The 25,466-nt window shown below is 62.9% G+C and carries 29 protein-coding genes and 2 tRNA genes; 16 read left to right on the top strand and 15 right to left on the bottom strand.

Annotated features, from left to right (window positions below):
• Positions 1-19: 19 nt before the first annotated feature.
• Positions 20-109, top strand: a tRNA-Ser gene (locus tag IAG25_RS11960).
• Positions 110-603: 494 nt separating this feature from the next.
• Here IAG25_RS11960 and IAG25_RS11955 read toward each other — a convergent pair.
• The 4 genes from IAG25_RS11955 to IAG25_RS11940 form a co-directional block, all read right to left on the bottom strand.
• Positions 604-894, bottom strand: a complete 291-nt coding sequence (locus tag IAG25_RS11955) for a hypothetical protein (protein WP_187605006.1) — start codon at positions 892-894, stop codon at positions 604-606.
• Between the two features lie 27 nt (positions 895-921).
• Positions 922-1,104: a hypothetical protein gene (locus tag IAG25_RS11950; RefSeq protein WP_187605005.1), complete on the bottom strand. Its 183-nt coding sequence runs from the start codon at positions 1,102-1,104 to the stop codon at positions 922-924.
• A 119-nt stretch (positions 1,105-1,223) separates the two neighbouring features.
• Positions 1,224-1,364: a hypothetical protein gene (locus IAG25_RS11945; protein WP_187605004.1), complete on the bottom strand. Its 141-nt coding sequence runs from the start codon at positions 1,362-1,364 to the stop codon at positions 1,224-1,226.
• Positions 1,365-1,526: 162 nt separating this feature from the next.
• The gene (locus tag IAG25_RS11940) at positions 1,527-2,465 is read right to left on the bottom strand and encodes a CHAD domain-containing protein (RefSeq protein WP_255503636.1); all 939 of its coding nucleotides are present in this window, start codon (positions 2,463-2,465) and stop codon (positions 1,527-1,529) included.
• Positions 2,466-2,761: 296 nt separating this feature from the next.
• Here IAG25_RS11940 and IAG25_RS11935 point away from each other — a divergent pair, with 296 nt between their 5' ends.
• A complete protein-coding gene (locus IAG25_RS11935; protein ID WP_187605003.1) occupies positions 2,762-4,348 on the top strand; it encodes an inorganic phosphate transporter in 1,587 nt (528 codons plus the stop codon).
• Positions 4,349-4,359: 11 nt separating this feature from the next.
• Here the strand turns inward: IAG25_RS11935 and IAG25_RS11930 are convergent, their stop codons facing one another.
• The 4 genes from IAG25_RS11930 to IAG25_RS11915 all read right to left on the bottom strand — a co-directional run bounded on the left by IAG25_RS11930 (position 4,360) and on the right by IAG25_RS11915 (position 8,423).
• Positions 4,360-4,875 (bottom strand): hypothetical protein, encoded by a 516-nt coding sequence (locus IAG25_RS11930; protein WP_187605002.1) that lies wholly within the window; start codon positions 4,873-4,875, stop codon positions 4,360-4,362.
• Positions 4,876-5,028: 153 nt separating this feature from the next.
• On the bottom strand, positions 5,029-6,531 hold the full coding sequence (locus IAG25_RS11925) for an esterase-like activity of phytase family protein (protein WP_187605001.1): 1,503 nt from the start codon (positions 6,529-6,531) through the stop codon (positions 5,029-5,031).
• Between the two features lie 41 nt (positions 6,532-6,572).
• A complete protein-coding gene (locus IAG25_RS11920) occupies positions 6,573-7,973 on the bottom strand; it encodes a glycerophosphodiester phosphodiesterase family protein (protein WP_187605000.1) in 1,401 nt (466 codons plus the stop codon).
• Between the two features lie 174 nt (positions 7,974-8,147).
• Positions 8,148-8,423 carry a hypothetical protein gene (locus tag IAG25_RS11915; protein WP_187604999.1) on the bottom strand — a complete coding sequence of 92 codons (276 nt, stop codon included), beginning with the start codon at positions 8,421-8,423 and terminating at the stop codon, positions 8,148-8,150.
• Between the two features lie 237 nt (positions 8,424-8,660).
• On the opposite strand from IAG25_RS11915, the gene IAG25_RS11910 reads away from it, so the two are divergent.
• Both IAG25_RS11910 and IAG25_RS11905 read left to right on the top strand, forming a co-directional pair.
• Positions 8,661-9,233 carry a hypothetical protein gene (locus IAG25_RS11910; RefSeq protein ID WP_187604998.1) on the top strand — a complete coding sequence of 191 codons (573 nt, stop codon included), beginning with the start codon at positions 8,661-8,663 and terminating at the stop codon, positions 9,231-9,233.
• A gap of 278 nt (positions 9,234-9,511) precedes the next feature.
• Positions 9,512-10,246, top strand: coding sequence for a DUF2968 domain-containing protein (locus IAG25_RS11905; protein WP_309243934.1), 735 nt, complete (start codon positions 9,512-9,514; stop codon positions 10,244-10,246).
• Between the two features lie 63 nt (positions 10,247-10,309).
• Here the strand turns inward: IAG25_RS11905 and IAG25_RS11900 are convergent, their stop codons facing one another.
• Complete coding sequence (locus IAG25_RS11900; RefSeq protein WP_309243933.1) at positions 10,310-10,621, bottom strand: hypothetical protein; 312 nt, start codon at positions 10,619-10,621, stop codon at positions 10,310-10,312.
• On the opposite strand from IAG25_RS11900, the gene IAG25_RS11895 reads away from it, so the two are divergent.
• Complete coding sequence (locus tag IAG25_RS11895) at positions 10,620-10,862, top strand: hypothetical protein (protein ID WP_035503355.1); 243 nt, start codon at positions 10,620-10,622, stop codon at positions 10,860-10,862. The genes IAG25_RS11900 and IAG25_RS11895 overlap by 2 nt on opposite strands.
• 57 nt (positions 10,863-10,919) lie before the next feature.
• Here the strand turns inward: IAG25_RS11895 and IAG25_RS11890 are convergent, their stop codons facing one another.
• The gene (locus tag IAG25_RS11890; protein ID WP_187604997.1) at positions 10,920-11,426 is read right to left on the bottom strand and encodes a PRC-barrel domain-containing protein; all 507 of its coding nucleotides are present in this window, start codon (positions 11,424-11,426) and stop codon (positions 10,920-10,922) included.
• Positions 11,427-11,536: 110 nt separating this feature from the next.
• Between IAG25_RS11890 and IAG25_RS11885 the strand changes: the two genes are divergently transcribed.
• A complete protein-coding gene (locus IAG25_RS11885; protein ID WP_187604996.1) occupies positions 11,537-12,214 on the top strand; it encodes a ribonuclease HI family protein in 678 nt (225 codons plus the stop codon).
• Positions 12,215-12,272: 58 nt separating this feature from the next.
• Here the strand turns inward: IAG25_RS11885 and IAG25_RS11880 are convergent, their stop codons facing one another.
• Positions 12,273-13,016, bottom strand: coding sequence for an SDR family oxidoreductase (locus IAG25_RS11880; RefSeq protein ID WP_187604995.1), 744 nt, complete (start codon positions 13,014-13,016; stop codon positions 12,273-12,275).
• A gap of 311 nt (positions 13,017-13,327) precedes the next feature.
• Here IAG25_RS11880 and IAG25_RS11875 point away from each other — a divergent pair, with 311 nt between their 5' ends.
• The 4 genes from IAG25_RS11875 to IAG25_RS11860 all read left to right on the top strand — a co-directional run bounded on the left by IAG25_RS11875 (position 13,328) and on the right by IAG25_RS11860 (position 17,288).
• Positions 13,328-14,404 carry a porin gene (locus IAG25_RS11875; RefSeq protein WP_187605077.1) on the top strand — a complete coding sequence of 359 codons (1,077 nt, stop codon included), beginning with the start codon at positions 13,328-13,330 and terminating at the stop codon, positions 14,402-14,404.
• 66 nt (positions 14,405-14,470) lie between these two features.
• A complete protein-coding gene (locus tag IAG25_RS11870; RefSeq protein ID WP_187604994.1) occupies positions 14,471-15,103 on the top strand; it encodes a LysE family translocator in 633 nt (210 codons plus the stop codon).
• Positions 15,104-15,627: 524 nt separating this feature from the next.
• Positions 15,628-17,172 (top strand): peptide MFS transporter, encoded by a 1,545-nt coding sequence (locus IAG25_RS11865; protein WP_187604993.1) that lies wholly within the window; start codon positions 15,628-15,630, stop codon positions 17,170-17,172.
• A 39-nt stretch (positions 17,173-17,211) separates the two neighbouring features.
• Positions 17,212-17,288: transfer RNA gene (locus IAG25_RS11860), tRNA-Met, on the top strand.
• A gap of 318 nt (positions 17,289-17,606) precedes the next feature.
• Here IAG25_RS11860 and rpsU read toward each other — a convergent pair.
• The 4 genes from rpsU to IAG25_RS11840 all read right to left on the bottom strand — a co-directional run bounded on the left by rpsU (position 17,607) and on the right by IAG25_RS11840 (position 19,505).
• On the bottom strand, positions 17,607-17,819 hold the full coding sequence (gene rpsU, locus IAG25_RS11855) for a 30S ribosomal protein S21 (protein WP_006999077.1): 213 nt from the start codon (positions 17,817-17,819) through the stop codon (positions 17,607-17,609).
• 164 nt (positions 17,820-17,983) lie between these two features.
• Positions 17,984-18,292, bottom strand: coding sequence for a 2Fe-2S iron-sulfur cluster-binding protein (locus tag IAG25_RS11850; RefSeq protein ID WP_187605076.1), 309 nt, complete (start codon positions 18,290-18,292; stop codon positions 17,984-17,986).
• 26 nt (positions 18,293-18,318) lie between these two features.
• On the bottom strand, positions 18,319-18,912 hold the full coding sequence (locus tag IAG25_RS11845; RefSeq protein ID WP_187604992.1) for an IMPACT family protein: 594 nt from the start codon (positions 18,910-18,912) through the stop codon (positions 18,319-18,321).
• A gap of 53 nt (positions 18,913-18,965) precedes the next feature.
• On the bottom strand, positions 18,966-19,505 hold the full coding sequence (locus IAG25_RS11840; RefSeq protein WP_187604991.1) for a GNAT family N-acetyltransferase: 540 nt from the start codon (positions 19,503-19,505) through the stop codon (positions 18,966-18,968).
• A gap of 274 nt (positions 19,506-19,779) precedes the next feature.
• Here IAG25_RS11840 and IAG25_RS11835 point away from each other — a divergent pair, with 274 nt between their 5' ends.
• From IAG25_RS11835 to IAG25_RS11810, 6 genes are all read left to right on the top strand, one after another.
• Positions 19,780-21,366, top strand: coding sequence for an EAL domain-containing protein (locus IAG25_RS11835; protein ID WP_187604990.1), 1,587 nt, complete (start codon positions 19,780-19,782; stop codon positions 21,364-21,366).
• A gap of 49 nt (positions 21,367-21,415) precedes the next feature.
• Positions 21,416-21,814, top strand: a complete 399-nt coding sequence (locus IAG25_RS11830) for a hypothetical protein (protein WP_187604989.1) — start codon at positions 21,416-21,418, stop codon at positions 21,812-21,814.
• A gap of 283 nt (positions 21,815-22,097) precedes the next feature.
• The gene (locus IAG25_RS11825) at positions 22,098-22,787 is read left to right on the top strand and encodes an ABC transporter permease (RefSeq protein ID WP_035503373.1); all 690 of its coding nucleotides are present in this window, start codon (positions 22,098-22,100) and stop codon (positions 22,785-22,787) included.
• Between the two features lie 23 nt (positions 22,788-22,810).
• The gene (locus tag IAG25_RS11820) at positions 22,811-23,545 is read left to right on the top strand and encodes an ABC transporter permease (RefSeq protein ID WP_187604988.1); all 735 of its coding nucleotides are present in this window, start codon (positions 22,811-22,813) and stop codon (positions 23,543-23,545) included.
• 18 nt (positions 23,546-23,563) lie between these two features.
• Positions 23,564-24,391, top strand: a complete 828-nt coding sequence (locus IAG25_RS11815; protein WP_255503632.1) for an ABC transporter ATP-binding protein — start codon at positions 23,564-23,566, stop codon at positions 24,389-24,391.
• Positions 24,392-24,437: 46 nt separating this feature from the next.
• Positions 24,438-25,415: a GlxA family transcriptional regulator gene (locus IAG25_RS11810; RefSeq protein ID WP_255503655.1), complete on the top strand. Its 978-nt coding sequence runs from the start codon at positions 24,438-24,440 to the stop codon at positions 25,413-25,415.
• The last annotated feature ends 51 nt before the right edge of the window (positions 25,416-25,466 follow it).

The raw sequence follows: 25,466 nt of genomic DNA, 5'->3' as shown, positions 1-25,466 counted from the left end.
GGTATAATCGCGGTCTTCCGGAGAGATGGATGAGTGGTTTAAGTCGCACGCCTGGAAAGCGTGTATAGGGTAAAACCTATCGGGGGTTCGAATCCCCCTCTCTCCGCCAGAATCTCAAGCCCTTGATCTTCAAGGGCTTTTTCATGCGCGATTGATATTCGATTTTGCGCATTGTCGATTAGCGTGGCGCGAAACGTCGAGCGCTGCCGTTTCGATGTTCGTGCGGTTCCGACTTCAGAACCCCGCGCACTTTCATCATTTTCCTAAGCCGTCACCGCCGTCGCGAACCGGGTTCATCGACGATTCACGCAGTCAAAATTTCGGATAACTATATAAAGCTGATCGCGCATGATCAGCAGCACGGCAAGCGCGCGTCTGAAAGAAGGGGAGAAATGGAGGCAGACAGGAATGGATGTCGTAAGAGTAGTGGGCGCCGGTATGGCTGCGCCTCTAATAATGCTCGATGAACTCTCGCACATGGCAGGGCGTAGCGGCCCATGCAACCCACCTCTTACGACATTCAGAAGGATAGTCGATACGCGCCAGAAAGGAATCGGATAAGTCGCTTTATGCGAGCAATAAACCTTTCAATTTCAAGATCGCTCAATGGCGTACCGGCTTTCGGGCGAACGCGGCGATAGGATCGTCGTCCGCCGTGGTGACCGCGGTCTGAACCGGTGCCTTATGCGCCGCCTTCCTGCTTTTCTGCGGTGCAGCAGACTTTGGCTGCGTGTGCGCGATCTCCGCGCTCGACATCCACTGCTCTGTGTATCTCGCGCTGGCGGGCGAGACGTTCGAAAAGAACGCAACGGTGACCGTCGTCAGAATAACGCTGGGTGTTCGCATGGTTGTGATGTAGTTCTGGAACGATATGGCACCGCGAAACGATGTCATTCGCGGCGTGGAGCGAGATGGAAAAGCTCAGTGCAAGGAGAGAATCGTCTGGGCGGTCAGATTCTGGATGTCGCTGCGCATCGATTCGGGATATGCGCAGATCTGTTCGAAACCAAGGCGAGCGCGACTCGCGCAATGCCCGCTGACCTGCACCGATTGCGAGAGCGTCGCGTAGCCGTTCGCATCGACGGAAATCTGCAGTTCCTTCATTTTTTTAGGCTCTTGTAAAAACAGAAGGTCCGCATTTAAGCCGCTCAAGCAGTAAAAAACGCTCGGACAAATCCGATTACCTCGGCGCGCGACGATCCTTTACCTTCGGATGCGCTCGCTCACGCAAAAAGCCGCACGAACGCGCGCCAGAAAGCGCTCCAGCGACCCTGCGTGACCGTGCGCGACGCGTCCATGTCGCGCTGCCAGGTTGCGTTTTCCTGATCGTCGCGCGCCCGCGTGACAAGTGTCCCGAAGTACATGGCGAATCCTCTCTGCGGATATCGATGACGGAAGGCGCCGCTGTGAGCGACAGCCATGCGTTCAGGATGCCGGTGCGGCCGCAATCGCAACACCCGGATGACGGCTGCCAACCGAAGGAGGGAGCGCAGATGGACGAAAGGAGGGACCGGCTTGCGCGCGCGTCAGACGGAATGAGGCAGCGAGCGCAGACGCTTGAGCGCCGCGCGCGATTCGTCGCGGGCCGTCTTGTCGAGCCAGCGCGCCGCTTCGTCGATGGCGTCCTTGTCGTTCAGCGCCCGCGCGACACGGCGCAGGACCGCCTCGCTCGCGAGCACGTCGTGGAGTCGCACGAGCGCGGCCTGTGCCGCGAGCAGATGCGTCATCGTGCGCCGATGCCCGCGTTCCAGCACCGGGGCGAACATTTCGAGCAGGCACTGCAGCTTCGTCGCCGCTTCCTCGATGCTGCGCAAGGTCTTCGCATCCACGCGCTTCATCTTCGACGCCCGATGTTCCCGCTTGCTGAGCATGTCATCGGCGAGCGAGACGCGCTGGCGTGCAAACTCTTCCAGCGTGCGATCCTCGCCGCGCGCTTCGAGACGCCGCCGCGCATCCGCGAGCGCGCGACGCAGCAATACATCGACGTGCGCCTTGCGCAGCGTCACGCAACTCGTCGCCGATGCGTCGCGACGCTCCAGCCGCAGCGTGCGCACGACCGGCCCGAGGCGCGTGCAATCCTCGTTGGCATGTGAGAGCAGATCGCACGCCGCATCGAGCTCATGCGGCTCGCCGGCGATGTCTGCGAGACGTTTGAAGCGCTTGCGCACCACGCGCGCTTCCTTCTCGTCGAGCAGCGGTTCGAACGCCCACCATATTGCGCGCAGCCGGCTCAGCGTCGAACGCAGCCGTTCCAGCAGTTCGATGTCGGTGCGCTCGGCCATCAGTTCCGTCTGCTGGAATGCTTCGCTTGCGAGCGGGGCGGTCAGCATGATGAAAGCATCGGCGACGGGCTGATCGCGGAGGGCGTACGGATCGGACACGCGCGCGCGTGACTCGCCGGAGTAAGGGCTGAGCGAACCGCTCAGGCTCTTGCGAACAAGCGCTGGGTCGAAGTTCAGTGTCATCGTCTCTCGGTATGCACTTATATCGCACGACGCTTCTTTTATATTTCGGTTTCGTTCGTGCGCCGGCAGTTTTCGCCGTCATTCGGTGGGTGTGCTGGCCGGAAACATAGACATGCAGAATGTCACTCGTATGACAGCGCGGACTTTTCCCGATGAAATCGTTCTCGCGGCGACGGCACGGCTCTCGGCTGCGCAAGGCGAAAGTTTTACGCGAGGTGTTGACACAAAAGATTCACAGTCGGCAAGGTCGGCCGAACGTATGCTTTGCACCGCTAAGGTAAACGCGCGAGGCGATCATGCCGGATGTTGCATTTCCCCAGCAAGGCGGCGTGAGCGAACGCGCGCGCCGCACCAGTCTCCTCGTTTTCCTCTTCATTCTCATCGGCGGCGTCGGTTATGTCGGATTGCATCTGGCGACCGATCTCGAGTCCGTCCGGATGAGTTCCGCACTACCTTACTTTCTGCTTGGCGTCGCGCTTCTGATCGCGCTCGGATTCGAGTTCGTCAACGGTTTTCACGACACCGCCAACGCCGTCGCAACCGTTATCTATACGCACTCGCTGACACCGAATATCGCGGTGGTCTGGTCGGGTACGTGGAATTTCATCGGCGTGCTCGTTTCGAGCGGCGCGGTCGCGTTCGGCATCCTGCAACTGCTGCCCGTCGAGCTGATTCTCCAGGTCGGCAGCAGCGCGGGCTTCGCGATGGTCTTCGCGCTGCTCATCGCCGCCATCATCTGGAATCTCGCGACGTGGTATTTCGGCCTGCCGTCGTCGAGCTCGCATACGCTGATCGGCTCGATCATCGGCGTGGGATTGATGAATCAGCTGATGCGCGGGCCGAACGGCACGAGCGGCGTCGACTGGTCACAGGCTGCCGGCGTCGGCAAGTCGCTGCTGTTTTCGCCGATCGTCGGCTTCGTCTGCTCCGCGCTGCTGCTGCTCGCTCTGAAAGCGCTCGTGCGCGTGCCGGCGCTCTACAAGGAGCCGAAGAAGAATCATCCGCCGCCATTCTGGATTCGCGCGTTGCTGATTCTGACGTGCACGGGCGTGTCGTTCGCGCACGGCTCGAACGACGGGCAAAAAGGCATGGGCCTCATCATGCTGATTCTGATCGGCACGGTGCCCACGGCTTACGCGCTCAACAAGGCGGTGAGTCCTTCGGAGACGCAGAGCTTCGTCGCCGTGGCGCACGAGGCATCCGCGACCTTCGCGAAGTATCTGAACAACGCGCCGCCTTCCACCGATGCGCGCGAGGACACGCAGTCCTATGTCCGAACCCGCCAGCTTTCACCCGCGACCTTGCCCGCGGTGAAGCAACTGACCGATATCATCGCGAACCAGGTGAGCGCGTCGGGATCGCTCGCAGCGGTGCCGAAGGACATGGTCGATAACGTGCGCAACAACATGTACCTCGTTTCCGAAGCCATCCGGCTGATGGAGAAGGCGAACACGCCCGCGTTCGCACCCGAAGATCGCAGCGTGATCGACAACTACAGGAAGCAGCTCGATCACGCGACGAAGTTCATTCCGACGTGGGTGAAAGTCGCGGTGGCGATCGCGCTCGGTCTCGGCACGATGGTCGGCTGGAAGCGCATCGTCGTGACCGTGGGCGAGAAGATCGGCAAGCAGCATCTGACGTACGGGCAGGGCGCTTCGGCCGAACTAGTCGCGATGCTGACCATCGGCGCCGCCGATGCCTATGGCCTGCCGGTCTCGACGACGCATGTGTTGTCCTCGGGCGTCGCGGGGACGATGGCCGCCAACGGCTCGGGGCTGCAATGGAATACCGTGCGCAGCCTCGTGCTCGCATGGATATTGACCTTGCCGGCCTCGATCGCGCTGGCAGCCGCTCTCTACTGGGTCTTCCGAAATCTCTTCTGAGGCCCGGACGTTCAGGCGTTCGCGGGGCGGCCGGTCTTGACCGTTTCGAGCGCCTTGATTGCCTCGACGAGACGCTTCTCGGGCGCGGCGTCGAGCATCGCGAGCGCGGCGCGCAGCAGTTCGCTCTTCTTCACGCGCACGCCGTTTTTCTGGCACTTTTCCTTGAGCGTGGCGATCTTCGCGTAGTCCGACTTGGGCATCGTGAAGCTGTCGCGCACGACCTTTTCCTTCTTCACGCGCCTGGTTTTCGCGTCGGCTCTGGGCTGGCTCTCGACGTTCTTTGCGGCCTTCTTCGCAACGGCGGCGGCTTCGACCGATGGCGTCTTCGCGGCTGGTTTCTTCGCGGTCTTCTTCGTCGTGGCCGGAGCCGCCGCCTTCGTCCGGGTCTTCGGCGTCGCGGCCGCCTTGGCTTGCGTCTTCTTGGCCACCTTGTCGTCGGCCTTCGCGGGAGCCTCGGCCTTGTCGGCGGCGCCCTTCGGGAAATGGAACGCCTTCTTGGTCGGCGCCTTGACTTGCGGTGTGCTCATCCGTTCTCTCCTCGCGTGTGTGGAGAAAACAGTATATACGGTTTATGCTCGTGCGGGCCGTGCGCGCGTTTCCCTAACGCCCGTCGCATCGACGTGACAGGCGCGCGGCGCGCGAGTTATCTACACGTTTGTCCACTGAAACTGTGGACAAGCCTACTTGCCGTGATGGTGATCTTGATCTTGATCGTGATCGTGATCGTCGCGATCATGGTCATTCCGATCGGACCGGCAAGCCTTGTCGTCGCGGCCCTGTGCGCCGGGCAGACGTTGCGCGACATAGTCCGGCAGATCGGCGGCGTCGATCGCGAAGACGAAGAACTGATTCGGATTGTCGATGCCGTTCGGATGATTCGTGTCCTTCACGGTGCCGACGAAGTCGTTGTCGTTGGCGATGAAAAGCGTGTGCTTGAGCACGCCGCCGACGCGCACGTCCGGCCCGAACGCGAGGCTTTCGAGCTTCGCGGGAATCTCCGTCGATGCGATGCCGTGCGCGTTCAACACGCTGACGACGTCGAGAAAGAGCGTCTTCGCGAGCGCGTAGGGCGCAAGGCCGCTTTCGCCGCTCGTCTGGCTCACGTCTTGCGCGCCGGCGATATCGACGCGATACACGCGCTTGATCTTCGCGGTCGAGTCGTCGCCGAGTCCCTTGCCGTCGCGTTCGTCGAGCAGAAGCTCGTGATCGTTCACCGCGACGATGTCGCTGATCGTCGGATAGTTGGGCGCATCCGCCGTGCCCATGTTGGTGAGCGGATACGCGTATTGCGTCGTCTTGCCCGTGCGCAGATCGATGCGCAGGATGCGCGTGTAGGCGCCGTTGGTGCCGCCGTCCTGCAGCAGCGGGCTTTGCATCACGCCGAAGAGCGTGTCGCCGTCCGGAGAGATCGCGAGGCCTTCCATGCCCTTGTTCGCGACGCGGCCCGACGTGTTCTCGCTGATCTCGTCGTTGCCGATCGGCGAGAGCGTCGTCACCGAGAACGACGCCGGCACGCGATAGGCCGCGATGCGCTCGCCCGTGCGCCGGTCGAATCGATAGATGTAGGGGCCGTACTCGTCGGAGATGAAGACGCTCGCGCCGTCGCGCGCCACGCGGATGCTTTCCGGATCGAAGCGCGCATCGCGCGCATTGGTGGAGGGCTTCGTCGGCGTGAAGTTGTCCGAGCGGCCCGTGAAATAGTGCGTGTGATCCGACGCGTTCAGCGCGGGCGCGCCGTTGCCGACGTTTGCGGCAGCGCCGTCGCCATAGACGAGCGGTTCACGCGCATGGAGCAGCGTCGTATCGACGAGCTTCGGATCGAGCGTGTAAGGCAGCTTGCCGCCTTGCGCGCCGGCTTCGAGGCGCAGGATCAGCGTCTGGAAGCGATTGATGTACGACGCGGTGTCGTCGATGGCCTTGTTATAAGAGATCGCGTTGGGGCCGCGGTCGGGCACGGCGACGAACGTGTCGCAGCCGGCATACGCGAGGCCCGAGCCGAGGCCGCCGAGCAGATTGCCCGGCGCGCCGTTTTCGAGCGGGGCAGCCGTCGCTTTCGAGCGATCGGCGGCGTTGCCGCTCAACTGGCCGATCGCGATGAGATCGACGCCCGCCCACGCGGACGAACACGCGACAGTCAACGCGGACAACGCAAACGACAAGGCACATGCACGAGCGCGAACCATGAAGCTCTCCTTTCGATGGATGAAGCGAAGCGTGAGCGAGCCTAGCGGCCGAGTTCGCGCAGATAAGCCGTGCGGGACGCGAAGCCGGTGTTGGCGAAATCGGTGAACACGCCGTCGACGCCGAGCCTGAAGAACTGCAGATATTCACCAGCCGGATCGCCGTTATAGCTGGCCGCGAGATACTTCTTCTCGTTGCGGAACGTGAAGACGTGCACGAAAAGCCCGGCCTTGTGCGCATCGCTGATGACGCTGGTCGGGGTTTGCGTCGCCGCCTGCGGGGTCGAGCCGGTGAACGGCGTGCCGTCGGGATTGGTGGCGGGGAAGGGCGTGATCCTGAGCGGCACGATCTGCGGTTTCCACGGACCGATGCCATCCGCGTAGGTCTTGATCTGCGCGAGTCCCGAAGGCGTGAGCATCGCGTCGAACCAGCGCGGATCGCCGGCGACGGTCCAGTCGAACGGCCGGCTGTCGGTGATTTCGTTGTAGATCACCGCGCCGGTGCGGAAATCGATGTCGTAGCCGTCGATCAGTTGCACGACCTTCGTATTCAAGCCGTGCGTGCGCATGTATTGAAGACTGCCCGGCTCGAAGCTCTGCACGAACACGGGCGCGTTCCGGGTGTTGAGGCCGTTGTCGTTCAGAATCTTGATGAGCGCGTCTTCCAGCGGATGGCTGCCCGGCGCGCCGCAGCCATTCGCGATCGCCTGGGCGTTGTTCCAGGTCGGGTTCTTCGTCTCGGGATACACGGAGATCGCGCGCCCGGTCGATGCGCTCTTCGCCTTCGCAATATCGATGATCTGCTGAAACGTGAGTATCGGAAACTTGCCGTTGAACTCGGTAGGGCGCTCGTTCGCGGCGTCGTAGGTCGTGCCGCCGAGGAGCGTGCCGAGTTCGGCGGCGGTGAAGTCGGTGATCGACCAGTCGCCCGTGTGGTCCTCGCCATCGACGACCAGCGATTTCAGCACCGACTTCGGATCGGCCGGGTTGGTCAGGTCCGTGAGATACCGCGATGGTCCCGTGTCGGGCGTGGACTGCCACTTCACGTCGACGAGCACGCCGGGCACGGTGCGCTTTCTCGCCGCCACCGAGGGATTCGTCTTCGCCACATCGGCGATATTGGTGTTATCCGAGAGCCACGGATTGTGCCGCGCGACGAGCACGCAATCCTTCGAAAGATGCAGGTCTTCTTCGAGCGCGTCGGCGCCGCTATCGGCGGCGAGTTCGTAGGACGGCTGCGTTTCTTCGGGGCGCAGGCCCGGCAATCCACGATGGCCGATGACGAGCGGCATCTGACCGTCCAGCGTTGAGAACGCGGTGGGTGTTGCGGCTGCAGGCGGAGGGGTTGAAGCGCCGTCGCCGTGACAGGCCGCGAGCGCGAATGAAAAAACGAGCGCGGCGCGCGCCGCGATGGAATGCCTACGATGCGTTCGTGCAAGCTTCATTTCGCTTCCTGTCTGCTTCGAATTGTCCCCGCGCATTATTACGAGCGGCGAGTGACGTTTGTATGACTAAGGAAGCGCCCCTTTAACTGTACGAACTATCGGCTGACTGTGGCGATTGCGGGTTACGAAAAAAACGCCGGCGCGCGGCCGGCGTCGTGGACGAAACGGAGGGAGTTACTGCTTGATGGTTCCGGTAGATTGAGAACCCTGCGACTGATTCGGTGACATGCCTTGCTCGCGCTGCTGCATGAGCGTGCCGCTGCCGGACGTGCCGGACTGTACGCCGCCTTGAGAGGCGTCGCCTGTTCGCGGAGCGGGCATCGGCTCGTTCTTGCCTGGCTGCATTTGCTGCTGGCGCTGCATCAACTGATCGCGCGACATTTCCTGCGAAAGTGCGACCGTGCTGGAGAGCGCGAGGAGCGCTCCGGCAAGCATGATGGGGGTCTTCATGTTCGTCTCCTTGAAACCGGCGCAAGTCGCGCCGCTTACAGGGTTGTCAGCATCGAACGTGCCGCACTGATGCGAATTAGGACTGTCCTTATTTATGTCTGAAGCAACGATAAACGGTCGATAAACGGATAGCATATTCGGTAGGCGATCAAGAGCGCGACTATTACAATTCGCGATCCAAACAATCTCGAATTGCCTGAATCCGACTCACAAGGGCTGAACGCCACGGAGTATTTCATGTCGATCTCACTGAACGATTTATTGGTATGGCGCGATCGTTCGCTCGAAGAGTCGGGCGAAGAAGCGCACATGCTGCAAACACTAATCGCGCGCCGGGAAGCGGAGATGCGCGCGAGCATCGCGGATTTGATCGCACTGGCCAGCCAGCGCGAAAACTGGAAACTGCAACGCTGTGCAGCGATTGCGCGGCGCGTCGAGCAAGCGCCTGTGCAGCAACTCGAATCGATTCACGAATTTTTTCAGAATCGCGCCAATGAAACGCAGCGAGTCGAAACGCCTGCGGTTTTGTCCGACTTCTTCGCCGATGACCAACAGGAACAGGATGCTCCGCGCGCGCCGGCGGAGATGCCTCAGGTGGCTAATATCAGCGTCGACGTGCCTGCGCCGATCGAAAATCTGCATGGCGTGATGCGCATGCTCGAATCGCGCGTCGCCAATACGCCGGGATACGCCTGCGGCGTACAGGGCATTAGAATCATGCGCATGGTTGCGCTGATGTCGAAAGCGCGCTCCGCCCAGATCGCGAAGATGAGAATCAGCGGGACACAAGCGTCTTATCGTCACTCCTAATGTTTCGATAATTTCAATCAGCGCGTTCTGATTTCGTCGCGTTTTATTTTGAATCCGCTTACCGCAACGGCGATCTTTCGGGTCGGTTGAAACGTCGAACGTCTAGCCTATACTTGATTCGACAGCTTATTTGACGAAGAATCAATCGACGTCGTTCGTCATGCAGAATAATCGCGTTCTGCATTCAGGAAATTCGAATAACGTATGTTGCGATCCTGTTTTCCGCAACGTCACTGCATGATCGCTGATACTGAACAAGGATCAGCCAGGGAGCCATCGTGAAAAGCCTGCTGAGCAGAAGAGGGAGCTTGCTCGACAATGCACCAACGTTTCTGCGCCAAAAAGCGCACAATCCGGTCCGTTTCGTCGAGCCTGAACTTCACGCGCAAGATGAACCGGAAGCCGACGAAGTCCCGGTAACGGCTTCTTCGACACGGGTAACGCCGCTGCGGCCCGCTGCGGTTCCGGTGCAGCAACCCTCCAAGCAAGGGCTGCAAGCCGCGCAACTCACAGAGGTCGATTGGCTCGTCCAGCAAGGCGTACTCTCGACGTTTCGCACCTTTCAGAGCTTCGGCTATTCCGCAAGTCTGCTGTTCTATCCGCGCGATCTTGTCTATTACGCTGTCCTGTATCACGAGGGCGCGATCTGGCGCGTGCTCAAGGCCGGCGACATCAGTGCAGCCGAGCCGGCATTCCGACATTACGTCGAACAGGCGATGCGCCTCGCCGACGCCGAAATGCGGCGCGCGCATCTCGAGGCGCAGAACGAACAGTTTTCGCGTCTCATCGCGGAATCGGAAGCGCAGATCGAGCGCGTGCGTGTCGACCTCGGTCGAGGCAGTGATCAGGATCAGGAGGTTGCGCTGAAACAGCAGGAAGTACGCAAGGCGCTGGCGCAACTGGAAGGGCGCCGCGCAGCCTCTCAGGCGCAACTGAGCAAACTGCGCCGCCAGCTTCATCAGCTCGAATCGACAGTGAACGAGAGCGTGCCGCACTTGCCGTCCGTCCGATGAAGTCCACGTCTATTCGTCCGAAGAAAACTTTCCGATCTCGCGTAGAATCGCCCCTTCGGGCAGCTAGTCGATTTTTTCGGCATACTTCGCACCGAACTTCGCAATATAAGTGCTGAGCCCGCGTCCGGCGCGGGCGAGCTGCTTCATTTCCTCGACACGCGCGCGACCGGGCACGCGATAGTCATACAAGTATGTCCCGCCGCTGACAAAGCGCACCTTGATGCCATCGCGCAGGATGTCGAAGGCTTCGACCCCGGAGTTGCCGGCAAGATTTCGGTAGGGTTGCATGGTGCGTTCAAGCTCGAAAATGCGCAAACGATTGCGTGTTCGAAGCTGGCCTAAAGTTTTGTCGGCCGGGACCGTTAAGGGTGTCATGGATAAAGATCAATTCCCGTTCCTCGACTCGGACGACCCGCACTTTCAGCACGCACGCGCGCTGAGCCTTTCGGTCGGAGCGATCCGACGTGCGCAGGGCAAGTGCAGTCCGAACGACTTCCCGGTCGGCTCGCTCGAATGGCACTTCGCCATCGAGGATTTCGCGGGCGATGTCCTTCGCGCGCTGATGGGCGAAACGGAAAACACCGACGTTCAAGTCGGCGAGCGTCGCCGCGACTGATCGCTCGCACGCGCTTCGCCGCATCCTGGCCGCCGTTCGGCGGCAATTCCCTTTTGGTTATAGCTTCACGCCGCCCGCTTCGGGCGCATCCACGCCGCTTGGCGGGATCGCGCCGCTCGGGCTGACGTCGCTCGCGCGATCGCTCGACCAGTAGGGCTCGCGTCCGTAATGCTGATGCACGGTGCTCGCCCAGACGCGGTCCGCCATCGACGGCCACGAATCCTTGTCGAAGCCCGGCGAGTTGCGCACCTGCTCGGCGGTCGCGTCGAGCCTGAAGCAGCGGTTGTCGGTATCGAGCGTGAGGGCGCTCCACGGCACGGCCAGCAGTTTATCGCCGATGCCGAGAAAGCCGCCGCTCGACAGCACTGCATACGCGACGCGTCCGCTCGTCACGTCGAGCATGATTTCCTTTAGCGAGCCGACGTCATGGCCGTCGCTGCTCATCACCGAATTGCCGTCGAGCGTGCTCGCCGCCATGACATCGGGTCCTGGGCCTGCGGCCGTCGCCGCGCCCTTGCCAACGATCTTCGCGCCTGCCGAAGACGGCTCCGTCGATTCAATCATGATCCGCTCCCTGACTGGTTGTGGGGATGCGTTTCAATCAGCAACGGTCATACCATGACGCGTCACGGACGTCTGCTAAGCTCGGGATTCGTTCAATCCCGCCGACACCCATGATTGCTTTCGAGGAACTGCTCGCCGTTGCGTACAAGAGGGAGCGTGTGCTGAGCCGTCGGCTCGCCAAAGGCGCGGCGATTTCCGAACACGTGGCGCTCGTCAGGACACTGGAAAAGGCGGCGGAGGGGCAATCCTTGCGCGATCTGGTCGATGCGCGCCGCGTAGCGCAAACCCGACACGCCGACGCGCTGCGTTCGCGCGAAAACCGGCGCGCCGAACGCGCGAATCGCACGAAGCGCAATACCGAGATCGAAACTCACGGATGGCGCGGCTGGTTCGACGGCTCCGCGCTGCCGAATCCGGGCCGTCTTGGGATCGGCGGCGTGCTGATCGGGCCGCTGGGAGAAACCGTCGAGATCAGCGTCACCGCGGGCATGGGCGACAGCAGCGCGGCGGAATATTTGGCGCTTATCGCCGTGCTCGAGGCGGCGGAGCGCGCAGGCGCCACGGACGCGGTGATCTACGGCGACAGCCGCGTCGTGATCGATGACGCCGGCGCGCTGGATGGCGCAGGCATCCGCTCACTCGCGCATCATGCCGCGCGCGTCCGTGCGCTCATTGCGCGGATCGGTGATGTACGGCTGCAATGGATCCCGCGTGCTCGCAACGTCCGCGCGGACGCCCTGTCGCGCGGGGCGCTCGATTCTGCGCGCGCGACGGTCGAAGCGGCCTGACGCGGCCCGCGCGAGCCATAAGGCATTCATAAGCCGCTGGCTTCAATAATTCCTTCGGTCACTTCAAATCGCGGACGTCTGCCGTTGGCGTGTCGCCGAATGCATCGCTCAACAGATAGTCGACCACTTTGCGCGCCGACTGCTCGGGTGTTGCGAGCTGGCCATCGCGTTTGAGCGCGTCGAAGCGTTCACGCAGCGGAAAGCGTTCGAGTTCCGTGCCGCGGATTTCGGCCTGCATCTCGGTATCTACGACGCCCGGCGCGACGCTGCAGATGCGCAGCGCGCGATCGCCGTCGAGCGCGACCGCGCGCGCGTGATGATCGAGCGCCGCCTTGGTCGCGCAGTAGATGCTCCAGCCGGGATAGGCGTTGCGTGCGGCGCCGCTGGAAATATGGGCGATGCGCGTATCCGTCGCCGGCGCGGTCGCCTGGACCACCGCCGCCGCGAGCATCAGCGGGGCGGCGACGTTCACGCTGACCGCCCGCGCGATGGCAGCCGGTTCCTGAACCGCGAGACTGCCGACCGGCGCCAGCATCCCGGCATTGTTGACGAGCAGCACGCGCGCCGCTCCGGAAACGAAGCCGGACAAGGCGTCGCCCGATAGCCATTCGGTGAGCTTCGTCAGATCGGCGAGATCCAGTTCGATTTCGTGCAAGCGGCCGGGATAGTGCGCGGCGAGTTCGTCGTTGCGCTTTCGGGAGATCGCGAGCACGTCGACGCCTTGCGCGAGCAGAAGCTCCGCGAGCGCCGCGCCGAGTCCGCGGGTGTGGCCAGTGAGGATGGCGCGAGTCTGATGGGACATGAGCGTGATCGGGTTGGCTGAAGTCGTCCCGATTCTACGGGCAAGCGTGGCCGCGTGTCCGCTACGCCCAGTCGTGACGATCGCGCAACATGAAAACGTGCGGAAAACGGTCGTTCGTTGGTTCCAGGACACAGCAGCGAGCGGCGGCCTTTTTCTGACTGACAAACGGCTTCACAAAATTGACAATCTTCTTCAAACAAGAATCGCCGGAGCCTTCCATGCCGAACCGCGCCAAAGCGTCCCGAGCTGTGCCGTCGATTTCCGGGGCCGGCAATGCCGTCGCGCCCGACACGCGTTCGCTGACGTTTTCGATGGCGGTATGCGCGACGCTCATCGGCTTGCCGGCGGCAGCCTGGGCGCAGAGTTCGGTACAGCTCTACGGCGAGCTCGACACCGGCCTTGCCTACACCAGCAACGTGGGCGGCCATTCGCAATATCGGCTGACGAGCGGCACCGTCGATGGCAGCTACTGGGGTTTGCAGGGCTCGGAGGATCTGGGCGGCGGCGCGCGCGCGATCTTTCGACTCGAGCGAGGCTTGTCGGTCGCGACGGGCGAAGGGCTCAACGATCATCCGGTGTATGTCGGCATCGGCTCGGATACGCTCGGGACGGTCACGTTCGGCCGCCAGTACGATTCGATTCACGATTATTTTCAGGCCTTCACGCTCACCGGCAACACGGGCGGCACCGCGTTCGCGCACGTGCTGGACAACGACAACGCCAATAACTCGTTTCTTGCCTCGAACTCCGTCAAGTACACCAGCGCGAACTACGGCGGCTTCAGCTTCGGCGGCCTCTACGCGTTCTCCAACGAAGCGGGCGCGTTTGCGGACAACCGCGCGTACAGCGTCGGGGCGAACTATGCGGCCGGCTCGTTCAATGCCGGCGCGGCCTACCTGCACAACAACGGGCGCGGCAACACGACGGGCGGCGCCTACGACTCGCTCGCGCTTCCCGGCTCGGGCAATACGGTCTTCAACGCGAACGTGCAGCAGCAGAACACGTTCGGCGTCGGCGTGAGTTACGAGCTCGGCGAATTCACCCTCGGCGGCGCGTTTTCCCGAGCGATCAACTCCGGCGTCACCGACGCCGATAGCGGCAACCTCCTGCCGTCGCTCGCGCTCAACAACTACGAGATCAACGGCATCTACAAGCTGACGCCGGCCATCCAGTTGTCGGGGATGTACGTGTACACCAACGGCGGCGGCGCGCACTGGCACGAGGGCGCGCTGCAGGTCGACTATCTGCTGTCCAAGCGCACGGATGTCTATCTCGAATCGATCTATCAGCGCGCGTCGGCGGGCGCGCCGGCGGTGATCAACACCAACGATCCGTCGAGCGGCCGCAATCAACTGATGCTGGGCACGGGCATCCGTCATCGTTTCTGAGACTTCTGAGGGCGGCGCGCGCGTGCTAACTTAGCGGTCTACTTTCCGTTGGCCAGCAGGTGTCACATGTCGCTCCAGACCTTCTCGATTTTTCTGCCCGCGTGCTTCGCCATCAACATGGCTTTCGGGCCGAACAACGTACTGTCGCTGTCGAACGGCGCGCGCGATGGCGTGCGCGCATCGGTGCTGGCGTCGTCGGGACGGATCGTCGCGTTCGCGATCATGATCGCCATCGCGGGACTGGGACTCGGCGCGCTGCTGTTGGCGTCGCAGACGCTCTTCACCGCGATCAAGCTGGCCGGCGCGGCTTATCTGGTCTGGATCGGCGTGAAACTGATGCGCTCGGGCCCGTCGCTCGTCATCGAGGAGGAGGGCGTGGCGCGCGGCCCCGTGAGCCTCGCACGGCTCACCAAACAGGAATTCTGGGTCGCCGCGGGAAATCCGAAGGCGATACTCGTGTTCACGGCATTCTTTCCGCAATTCGTCGACCGCGGCGCGTACGCGACCAGCTTCGCGATTCTCGGCGCGACTTTCCTGCTGCTCGAACTGGTGGCGATCGTCATCTATGCCGCGTTGGGCGCGCGCCTGCGTTCGCTCTCGCGCGGCGCGCGCGGCTTCACCTGGTTCAATCGCGTGAGCGGGGCGCTTATGATCGGGTTCGGCGTCATGCTGGCTTTCGTCCGCCGGCCTGCGACCTGAACCGGGGAATATCGACATTGCGTTAATCGCGCGGATTACTACATTGAGTCATGGGGAATGACGGCGCATTAAGTCTTTAGGGCTATCCCCGAGTGACCGGAAACACAAATAACAACAAAATGCGGCACTCGCGAATCGCAATAAGCTTGCGATTCGCTTAATTCAACTGACACGCACGGAAGCGATCCTTCTGCGCGTTCGGAATCCGCAACGATCGCATTCTCGCCATACGCGAGATTTCGCTCAGGAAAATGGAAGTTCAATGAAAGTTCAAAAGTCTGCACGCCTGGCGATGCCGCGTCGCGCGTCTGTCTCCCGCTCCTTCTCCGATAACGCTTTCCGCCGCATCTGTTGACCGCAAGCAGGATTTTGCCTGCAATTTGCGATAATCACGCGCTTCGTCCCCGGATAATCGCACGCGCGTAATCCGTGCAATCCGCGCGACTTGCTCGTTTCGTCATTGCTTGCGTCCGGCATCTTGAATCGCGCCGATTCGCTTATCGTTGTCTGAAGGATCTTCTCCGATGCTTAATCACTCGTCCGGCACCTCGCAGACGCGCTCGTTCACGACCGTCTTTCTCATCGAAATGTGGGAGCGCTTTGGCTATTACGGGATGGCCGCGCTGCTCGTCCTGTTCATGGTCGACAAGATCGGTTTCGCCGATGACCACGCCAACCTGACCTGGGGCGCGTTCACGGCGCTCGTGTTTTCGGCGCCGTCGATCGGTGGCTGGATCGGCGACAAGGTGCTCGGCACGCGCCGCACCATGACCGCCGGCGCGATCGTGCTCGCGCTCGGCTATCTGATGCTCGCGCTGCCCATCGACACGCTCGGATTCATGTACGCGTCGCTCGGTGTGATCGTCGTTGGCAACGGGCTTTTCAAATCGAATGCGGCGAATCTCGTGCGCCGCATCTACGAAGGCGACGACGCGCGCATCGACAGCGCGTTCACGATCTACTACATGGCGGTAAATATCGGCTCGACCTTCTCGATGCTGGCGACGCCTTGGATCAAGGATCACTGGGGCTGGCACGCCGCGTTCGCCGTGTGCTGCGGCGGCATGGTGTTTGGCTTGCTCAATTTCGCGTTGATGCGCCGCACGCTCGCGCACATCGGCTCCGCTCCGGACGATGCGCCCATTTGCTGGAAGCACGCGTTCGCGGTGGCGGCGGGCGGCATTGCGCTTGCCGGCTCGACCGTGTTCATCCTGCAGCACAAGGCGGTGGCCGTCGCGTGCGTTTATGCGGCGGGCGTCGCGATTCTCGCGATTTTCGGCTACATGCTCACGAAATGCGACCGCAGCGAGCGCGCCGGTCTTCTCGCCGCGCTGATCCTGACGCTCCAGGTCATTCTTTTCTTCGTGTTCTATCAGCAGATGTCGACGTCGCTCACGCTGTTCGCGCTGCGCAATGTCGATCCGTCGTTCTCGATCGGCGGCGCGGAACTGTTCACGTGGAGCGCGGCGCAGTTCCAGGCGCTCAACCCGATCTGGATCATGCTGCTGAGCCCGATCCTCGCGTTCGTCTACACGCGACAGGCGCGCCGCGGCCGCGATATTCCCGTGGCGGCGAAGTACGCGCTGGGCTTCGTCGTCGTGGCGATCGGCTTCTTCGTCTTCGGTCTGAGCGGACGGTACGCGGTGGAAGGGCGTGTGTCCTCGTGGTTCATGGTGGCGGGCTACGGCCTTTATTCGCTCGGTGAACTGCTCGTGTCGGGGCTCGGCCTCGCGATGATCGCGCGTTACGTTCCGGTCCGCATGAGCGGCTTCATGATGGGCGCATATTTCGTCGCGACGGGCGTGTCGCAGTATCTCGGCAGCGTCGTGGCCAACTTCGCGCGCATGCCGTCCGGGAATCTCGAGCCGCTGCAATCGCTGCCGCTTTACACGCATCTGTTTTTCGGGCTCGGCTGGCTGGCGGCGGCCGGCGCAGCGGTCGCGATGGCGCTTCTGCCCGTGCTCGGCAGACTGTCGCGAGCGCATCAGCGTGCGGTGGACCAGGCCGCCAATGTCACCTCGAAGGAGCGCGCACAGCCGGTGTCGGCGTTGAGTACAAACAACGTTTGACTTCGACGAATACTTCGGTCTATAATTTAATTCTTCAGACGCGGGGTGGAGCAGTCTGGCAGCTCGTCGGGCTCATAACCCGAAGGTCGTAGGTTCAAATCCTACCCCCGCAACCAAATCTTCAAGCAAAGAGCCCGGTTAATCCGGGCTCTTTGCTTTTCTGCGCGCGTTTTCCTCGTTTCATTTTTATATCGACAGGGCGCGCGCCCAATCTCTCAGTCAAAAAACGCCTCGCCAAGCACGAAAAGCCTGCATGAGCTTTCACTCATGCAGGCTTTGTGCGATCTTGCCAACTCGTATCGATTGGGGCGCAACTCAAAGTGCGCAAATCCGCGAGCTTTCACGCGACCTGCGCGCGAAACCGCGACCCGATCGATCTCAGGCTGCGATGCCGGTCCTCTCAGGACGGACGAGGGCGCGATGCCCCGCGTCGCTCAATAGAATTTCTTCGGCAGTTGCGCGCGACGGATCTGCTTGCGCAGGCGAGCGACAGCAGCAGCTTTCTTGCGCTTGCGCTCGGTGGTCGGCTTTTCATAGGCCATGCGCGACTTGAGCTCTTGAATCAGGCCCGTGCGTTCGACGGTACGGCGAAAACGACGCATGGCGACGTCGAAAGGCTCGTTCTCTTTCAACAGTACTTTAGTCATTGAAATCTCGGTTGATCTGGCCCTGCCAGAATTTAGGGCAAAACGCAATTGTACACTTTTTGAGAGTCGGCCTGCACGCACTTTGTACGAAAACCCGTACACGCGCACTCGGGAATCACATCGTAGGTCGTTGAATCGAGACGACAATCCCGAAATACCCGGGTTCAGAAGCCGCGCGAACGGACAGGCCGCGAATCGGGCGCAGCCTCGCGTGCGTCGGGCTGGTCGATGGTCACGTCCGATCGGGCGAGCGCGACGCAGGGCAAAATCCATCCCTCGGTCTTTTCCTCGGCGGTGAGTCCCGGCCACTCGATGCGATACGCGATCTCGCCATCGACGAGCCGGCACATGCACGCGCGGCAGGTGCCGTTGCGACACGATCGCGGCAGCGACAGACCCGCCTGCAACGCTGCTTCGAGGAGCGTGACGCCGTCCCTAACCGCGACGAAGTGCCCGCCCGGCTCGATCACCATCGCGAAGGCGCGCGGCGCGTCGTCGCTCACGCTTTCACCTCGACAGCCGCGCGGCCATTGGTGAGATCGCGCAGTTCGGCGACGGCCGGCTCGCGCGCCACGGCGGGCATGCGCACCACCAGGCGCACGCTCATCCCGTATTCGCTTTGCACGAGTTCGGCGTCGTGCTGCTCGATCCATCGGCGCACGCGCGCTTCGTCGGCGTAGTCGATTTCGATGCCGATCAACCCGCGCTCGATGCGCTCGATGCGCTCGGCCAGTTGCATCGCGCTGGCGATCGCGTCGGTATAGGCGCGCACGAGCCCGCCCGCGCCCAGCTTGATGCCGCCGTAGTAGCGCACGACGGCGGCCAGCACGCCATCGACTTCGTGATGGCGCAGCACTTCAAGAATCGGCCGGCCGGCGGTGCCGGAGGGCTCGCCGTCGTCGGACATACCCGACTGACCGCCCGCGAGCAGCGCCCAGCAGACGTGCGTCGCCGTCGGATGCTCGGCGCGCAGGCGTTCGAGTTCGCGCATGGCCTCATCGCGGTTCGCGACGGGCAGCGCGAGCGCGATGAAACGGCTCTTGCGGATGTCGATTTCGGCGCTGACGGGAGAGGCGAGGGTGTACGTGGGCAAAGCGAGAATGCGCGGAAGGCAAATGTCGAATCATAGCCGCTCGGCGCGCCCGCTTATGCGGCGGCGTCCGAGGCCGTGTTCAGCGCGCGCTGCATCAGCACCGTGTCGACCCATCGTCCGTGCTTGAAACCGACATCGCGCAAAACGCCGACATGCTCGAAGCCGAGCCGCGCGTGCAGCGCGATCGATCCGGCGTTGCCGCTGTTGCCGATCACCGCGATCATCTGCCGCCACGGTCCGCGTTCGCATCGCTCGATGAGCGCCGTGAGCAGCGCGAGGCCGATGCCGCTGCGGCCAGAACCCTCGGCGACATAGACCGAATCTTCGATCGTATGGCGGTAAGCCGAGCGTGGCCGGTAAGCCGACGCATACGCATAGCCCGCCAGCCGGCCATCGAGTTCGGCGACGAGATAGGGCAGGCCCGCCGCCGCGATCGCCGCGTGACGCGCGCGCATGTCGTCGACGGACGGGGCGATCTCCTCGAAAGTCGCGAGCGCGTGTTCGACATAGTGCGAATAGATGCGCGCGATGGCGTCGAAGTCCCCGGGCGCGGCGTCGCGCACGAGCAGACGCGGGCAATCGTGTGAGTTCATAGTTGTCGTTCGATGCAAGGAAAATCGCCGTTTCTGGTCTGGCCATTTTCGCACGGCGCACGGTCCGCAAAAAAAGGGCTCGCGGGCCGTGCGGAAGCCCACTAAAGGGGCGAGTTTTCGGGCAAAGAAACGTTGAATCGGGCGATGCGCGGCCCCTACACTAGGTCGTTTGTCCGAGACTCTCGCAAGAGCGGCGCAACACGAGCCGACGCAGTCGAGCAGGGAACGAAAAACGCGCGCGCGACGTGCCTCGCGCCGCGGTCCATAACACGCAATGAACAAAATTCAACGTGGTGCGCTGGCGGCGCTTCTGATCGTCATCGTGGTAATCGCGGCGCTTGCGCCGGCGGGGATCGGTTTTCTTTTCGCGCAGCGCAGCCAGCGGCATGACGAGGCCGAGCGCCTCAACACGGTCGCGAGAGCCGCGCTCCATCGCGCCGAAGACGTGACGCGACGTCTATCGGGCGCGCTCGGGGAGATCGGCAAGGTGGCGGCGACGCCATGCTCGCCGCCGTATCTGAAAGAGCTGCGGCGCATCGCGCTCACACACGAACAGGTGCGCGACGCCGGCGCCTACGATCACGATGGCCGCTGGCAATGCTCGTCGCTGCTCGGCGCGGTGTCGGCAGGCGTGCTCGATGGCCTCACGCTGCCGCCGCCCGACTGGCGCTCGCGCGACGGCATCATGGCGTGGTACGGCCTGTCGCGTCTGCCGGGCGGCAAGTCTTCGCTCGTGATGGGCCGAAACGGCTTCTACGTCGCCGCCGATCCTTCGCTCTATATCGATACGCTCGATGCGAACGACGAAGTCGCGAGCGGCGTCGCCGTCATCAACACGGAAGTGAGCCGCGTGATCGCGACCACGCCCGCCACCGACGCCAACGCCATCCTCGCCGTGTATCGCACCGCGGCGCCCGCGCGCGACTGCTCGCCGTACGTCGTGCGCCGTTCGGTCTCGATGCCGCTCGCGGTCGTCGTGAGCGCGCCGCATCAGACGCTGCATCAGCGCCTGCGCACGCTGCCCTGGGGCTGGCTGCTCGGCGGTGTCGTGGTGGGGCTCGCGTGCGCGAGCTGGGCGGCGTTCTTCATCGTGCGCCGGCTGTCTCCGCGCGGCCAGTTGACCGACGCGGTGCGGCGGCATCAGTTCATCGTTGCGTATCAGCCGATCGTCGATCTCGGCACGCGACGCTGCGTCGGAGCCGAAGCGCTCGTGCGCTGGAAGTATCACGATCGCATCGTGCGGCCCGATCATTTCATCCCGCTCGCGGAACATCGCGGGCTGATTCAGGCGATCACGGATCAGGTGCTCGATACGATCCTGCTGGAGCTCGGCGATTTTCTTAAGCGCTACCCGGAGTACTACGTGTCGGTGAATCTTTCCGCGCAGGATCTCACGACGCATCGCTTTCTCGACGTGCTCGGCCCGGCGATCGCGCAACAGGGCGTGCGGCCGTCGCAAATCCGCATCGAGGCGACCGAGCGCAGCTTTCTCGACGCCGAAGCCGCCAAGGAAGTCATCAGCGCGTTCCGGGACGCGGGCCACGCCGTCTATCTCGACGATTTCGGCACCGGTTATTCGAGCCTTTCGCATCTGCAGAACTTTCGCATCGACGGCCTGAAGATCGACAAGTCCTTCGTCGATACCGTCGGACAGGATGCGGCGTCGAGCAGCGTCGCGTCGCATATCATCGACATGGCCACGACGCTCGACGTTCAGGTAATCGCCGAAGGCATCGAGCACGAGGAGCAGGCCGCGTATCTGTACGCGCGCGGTGCCCAGTTCGGGCAGGGCTGGCTCTTTTCCGCGCCGCTCACCGCCGCGGAATTCATCCGTTACGCGGGCAGGACGCGCGGCGCTTGATCGATACCGAATCGTCCTCACATTAGTCGTTTCCAGACGAGGCACGACCATGAACGACCAGACAGCCACCGCTTTCCTGCGCGACGTGCGGCATCCGCTGCTCGCGCTTCATCGCAGCGTGCTCGCGCATCTGCGCGCGCGCCACGAAGCCGAGTTCGGGCCGGTGTCGCCGGGCGAATTCCTGCAGATCGTGATCAACGGTTCGGCGTATCGCTGGCTCGCGCCGCTGTCGACGCTGATCGCGGCCATCGACGACGTGCTCGACGACGACGAAGCCACCGCCGACGCGCGCATCGCGCACGCGAAGGCGGTCGCCGACATGTTCAGCGCCGGGACGCGCGATCCCGTCTTCGCGGAGCAGTTCCTGCCCTTGCTGCAGGACAGCCCGGAGATCGCCGTGGCGAACGGGCAGGTCGCGCAGCACGTGCGGAGCGTCGCGCGCGCGTGAAAGGGCGGCGCGCGGTCTATCGAAAATGCGACCTGAAAAACGCAAGTTTCGTCGGCCGCGCGTATGCGGGTTTTCCTGTCTGTCGCACGCGGGCAGCGTTGCGCGGCGGGCGCATGAGCGCGCCGCCGCTCGCGCCGTCCTGATGCTGCGTCGCAGCAAACGCACTTCCTCATCATTGAGCGATTGATCTTCGCTTGCGAGTATCGCCGCCATCGCCGGAGCGTGTCTTTCGAAGCGCGCTCCGTCTCTTTCCGATCAACACGAAAGACGTTGGAGGCGACACTTGAACCTGTACGGCTTCGGCCCGGTCCTTTGGGCGGGCGCTAAAGAAACGCTCGCGCTCGCGGTGCTGTCTCTCGCGGTATCGGTGCTGCTCGGCCTGGCCGGCGCATCGGCGAAACTTTCGCGTCACGCGCCGTTGCGCGGCATCGCGACCGCATACACGACGCTCATCCGCTCGGTGCCCGATCTCGTGCTGATGCTGCTGCTTTTCTACAGCATCCAGATCGCGGTGAACAATCTGACCGATGCCTTCGGCTGGGATCAGTTCGACATCGATCCGTTCACGGCCGGCGTGCTCACGCTCGGTTTCATCTACGGCGCGTACTTCACCGAAACCTTTCGCGGCGCCTTTCTCGCGGTGCCGCGCGGCCAACTGGAAGCGGGCAGCGCATACGGCATGAGCGGCATGCGCGTGTTCGGCCGCATCCTCTTTCCGCAGATGATGCGCTTCGCGCTGCCGGGCATCGGCAACAACTGGCAGGTGCTCGTGAAGGCGACGGCGCTCGTGTCGATCATCGGTCTCGCCGATGTCGTGAAGGCCGCGCAGGACGCGGGCAAGAGCACGTTCAACATGTTCTTCTTCATCCTGATCGCGGCGCTGATCTATCTCGCGATCACGAGCGCGTCGAATCTCGTGCTGATGGCGCTCGAGCGCCGCTATTCGATCGGCGTGCGGCACGCCGAACTCTGACCTACGCCAGCGAGCGACAAGCCATGATCCAGATCTTCGCCGAATACTGGCGTCCGTTTTTGTACTCCGACGGCATGCGCGCGTCGGGCCTCGTCGTCACCTTATGGCTGCTCGCGGCCTCGATCGTGCTCGGCTTTTGCGCGGCGGTGCCGCTCGCCTGTGCGCGCGTGTCGCGCAATCGCTGGCTCTCGACGCCGGTGCGCATCTACACGTATGTGTTTCGCGGCACGCCGCTCTACGTGCAACTGCTGCTGCTCTACACGGGCATGTACAGCCTGGAATTCGTGCGCACGCAATCCCTGCTCGAAGCGTTCTTTCGCAGCGGCTTCAATTGCGCGATTCTCGCGTTCGCACTGAACACCTGCGCCTACACGACCGAAATCTTCGCCGGCGCGATCCGCGCGATTCCCCACGGCGAAGTGGAAGCCGCGCGCGCCTACGGCATGAGCAAGTTCACGATGTATCGCCGCGTGATCCTGCCGTCGGCGCTGCGCCGCGCCTTGCCTTTGTACAGCAACGAAGTGATCCTGATGCTGCACGCGACGACCGTCGCCTTCACCGCGACCGTGCCGGATATCCTCAAGGTCGCGCGCGATGCGAATTCGGCCACCTATCAATCGTTCGAGTCGTTCGGCATCGCGGCGCTCCTGTACGTGGCGATCTCGTTCGCGCTCGTCGCGGCTTTCCGGCGCGCGGAGCAGCACTGGCTCGCGTACCTGCGGCCGGCGGGCGCGGCGCGAACGGCACGGCGCGCCTGAGCGGTAGAATTCGAACCCATGCAGCAGTCCCTGTCATCACCCGAGGAGAAAGCGTTGGAGCCAACCGCCAAAGACGTCGCGACCAAGCTCGTCGCCGAGGACATTCACAAGCGCTACGGCGACAACGAAGTGTTGAAGGGCGTCTCGCTCGCCGCCCGCGCGGGCGATGTGATCAGCATCATCGGCGCGAGCGGCTCGGGCAAGAGCACGTTTTTGCGCTGCATCAACTTTCTGGAGCGGCCGAACGCAGGACAGATCATCGTCGACGGTGAAACGGTGCGCACGAAGGCCGACCGCGCCGGCAATCTCGAAGTCGCGGATCACAAGCAGTTGCAGCGCGTGCGCACCAAGCTCGCGATGGTGTTCCAGCATTTCAATCTCTGGTCGCACATGACGGCCATCGAGAACGTGATGGAAGCGCCGATGCACGTGCTCGGCGTGTCGAAGAAGGAAGCGGAAGACCGCGCGCGCACGTATCTGGAGAAAGTGGGCCTGCCGCCGCGCGTCGAGAAGCAGTATCCGTCGCATTTGTCGGGCGGTCAGCAGCAGCGCGTCGCGATTGCGCGCGCGCTCGCGATGCACCCCGACGTCATGCTCTTCGACGAACCCACGTCTGCGCTCGATCCCGAACTCGTCGGCGAAGTGCTGAAGGTGATGCAGAAGCTCGCCGAGGAAGGCCGCACGATGATCGTCGTCACGCACGAGATGGGCTTCGCGCGCAATGTGTCGAATCACGTGATGTTCCTGCATCAGGGGCGCACGGAAGAAGAAGGCGCGCCCGCGGAAGTGCTGAGCGCGCCGAAGAGCGAGCGTCTGCGTCAGTTCCTGTCGGGCAGCCTGAAATAACGTGGCAGGCGCGCCGCTGCAGGTTGCGATCGTCGCGCTCCCGCCGATGTCGATGAGCGGCATCGGCCCGATCATCGACACACTTTCTCTCGCCAACGAGATCGACGGCCATAGTCTCTACGAATGGCGCATCTGTTCCTGGGACGGCCGGCCCGTGCCGCTTTCGGGCGGCGCGCAACTCCCGGCCGATTGCGCATTCAACGACGCGGTGCGCTGCGACTGGCTCATCGTCGTGTCGGAGCGCTATCAGCAGTTCGCCGATTACCGGCTCTTTCTCGCGAGCCTTGCGCGCGTCGCGCCGCGCACGCCGCTCGTCACCGGCATCCATCACGGCGTGTGGTGGCTCGCGATGGCGGGCCAGCTCGCGCAATATCGCGTCGCGGTCAACTGGGAGACGTATCAGCAATTCACCGAGCAGTTCGAACGCGCGATCGTCAGCCAGCAGATTTTCGAAATCGACCGCGATCGCGCCACGTGTTCCGGCGGCCAGGCGAGCATCGACTTCATGCTCGCGATGATTGCGCGCGATCACGGCCCGGATCTCGCGGAGCGCATCGCGGATTCGCTCGGCATCGGCACCTTGCGCGCGGGCACCGAGCGTCAGCGCATTCCGTTCGTCACCGCGCCCGGCGAGCGTCATCCGCGCCTGAACGATGCATTGCAACTGATGGAAGCGAACATCGAAGATCCGCTCGCCACCGATGAAATCGCGAATCTCGTCGGCATTTCGCGCCGGCAACTGGAGCGGCTCTTTCGCCAGTATCTCGGCGCGATGCCGTCGAAGTATTACCTCAATCTGCGCCTGACGAAAGCGCGCACGCAGTTGCAGCGCACGAGTAAATCGGTGGTGCAGATCAGCCTCGCGTGCGGGTTTTCATCGGCGGCGCACTTTTCCAATGCGTATCGCGACCGCTTCGGCGTGACGCCGCGCGAGGAGCGCCGCAACTGGATCGAAAAGCAGCGCGGCGGCGCCATCGACGAGCCGCGCGGCGGCGCGCTGATCGAGCCGCCCGAGCCCGCCTGAAAAGCAGCGAAAAAGCCCATCGAAGCATGTCGCGAACGCGCAAGACGGAAC

It is taken from the genome of Caballeronia sp. EK (assembly GCF_014384845.1).
Classification (GTDB): Bacteria; Pseudomonadota; Gammaproteobacteria; order Burkholderiales; family Burkholderiaceae; genus Caballeronia; species Caballeronia jiangsuensis.
The sequence above is the reverse complement of the archived record's forward strand: the minus strand, read 5'-3'. Positions and strand labels throughout refer to the sequence as shown.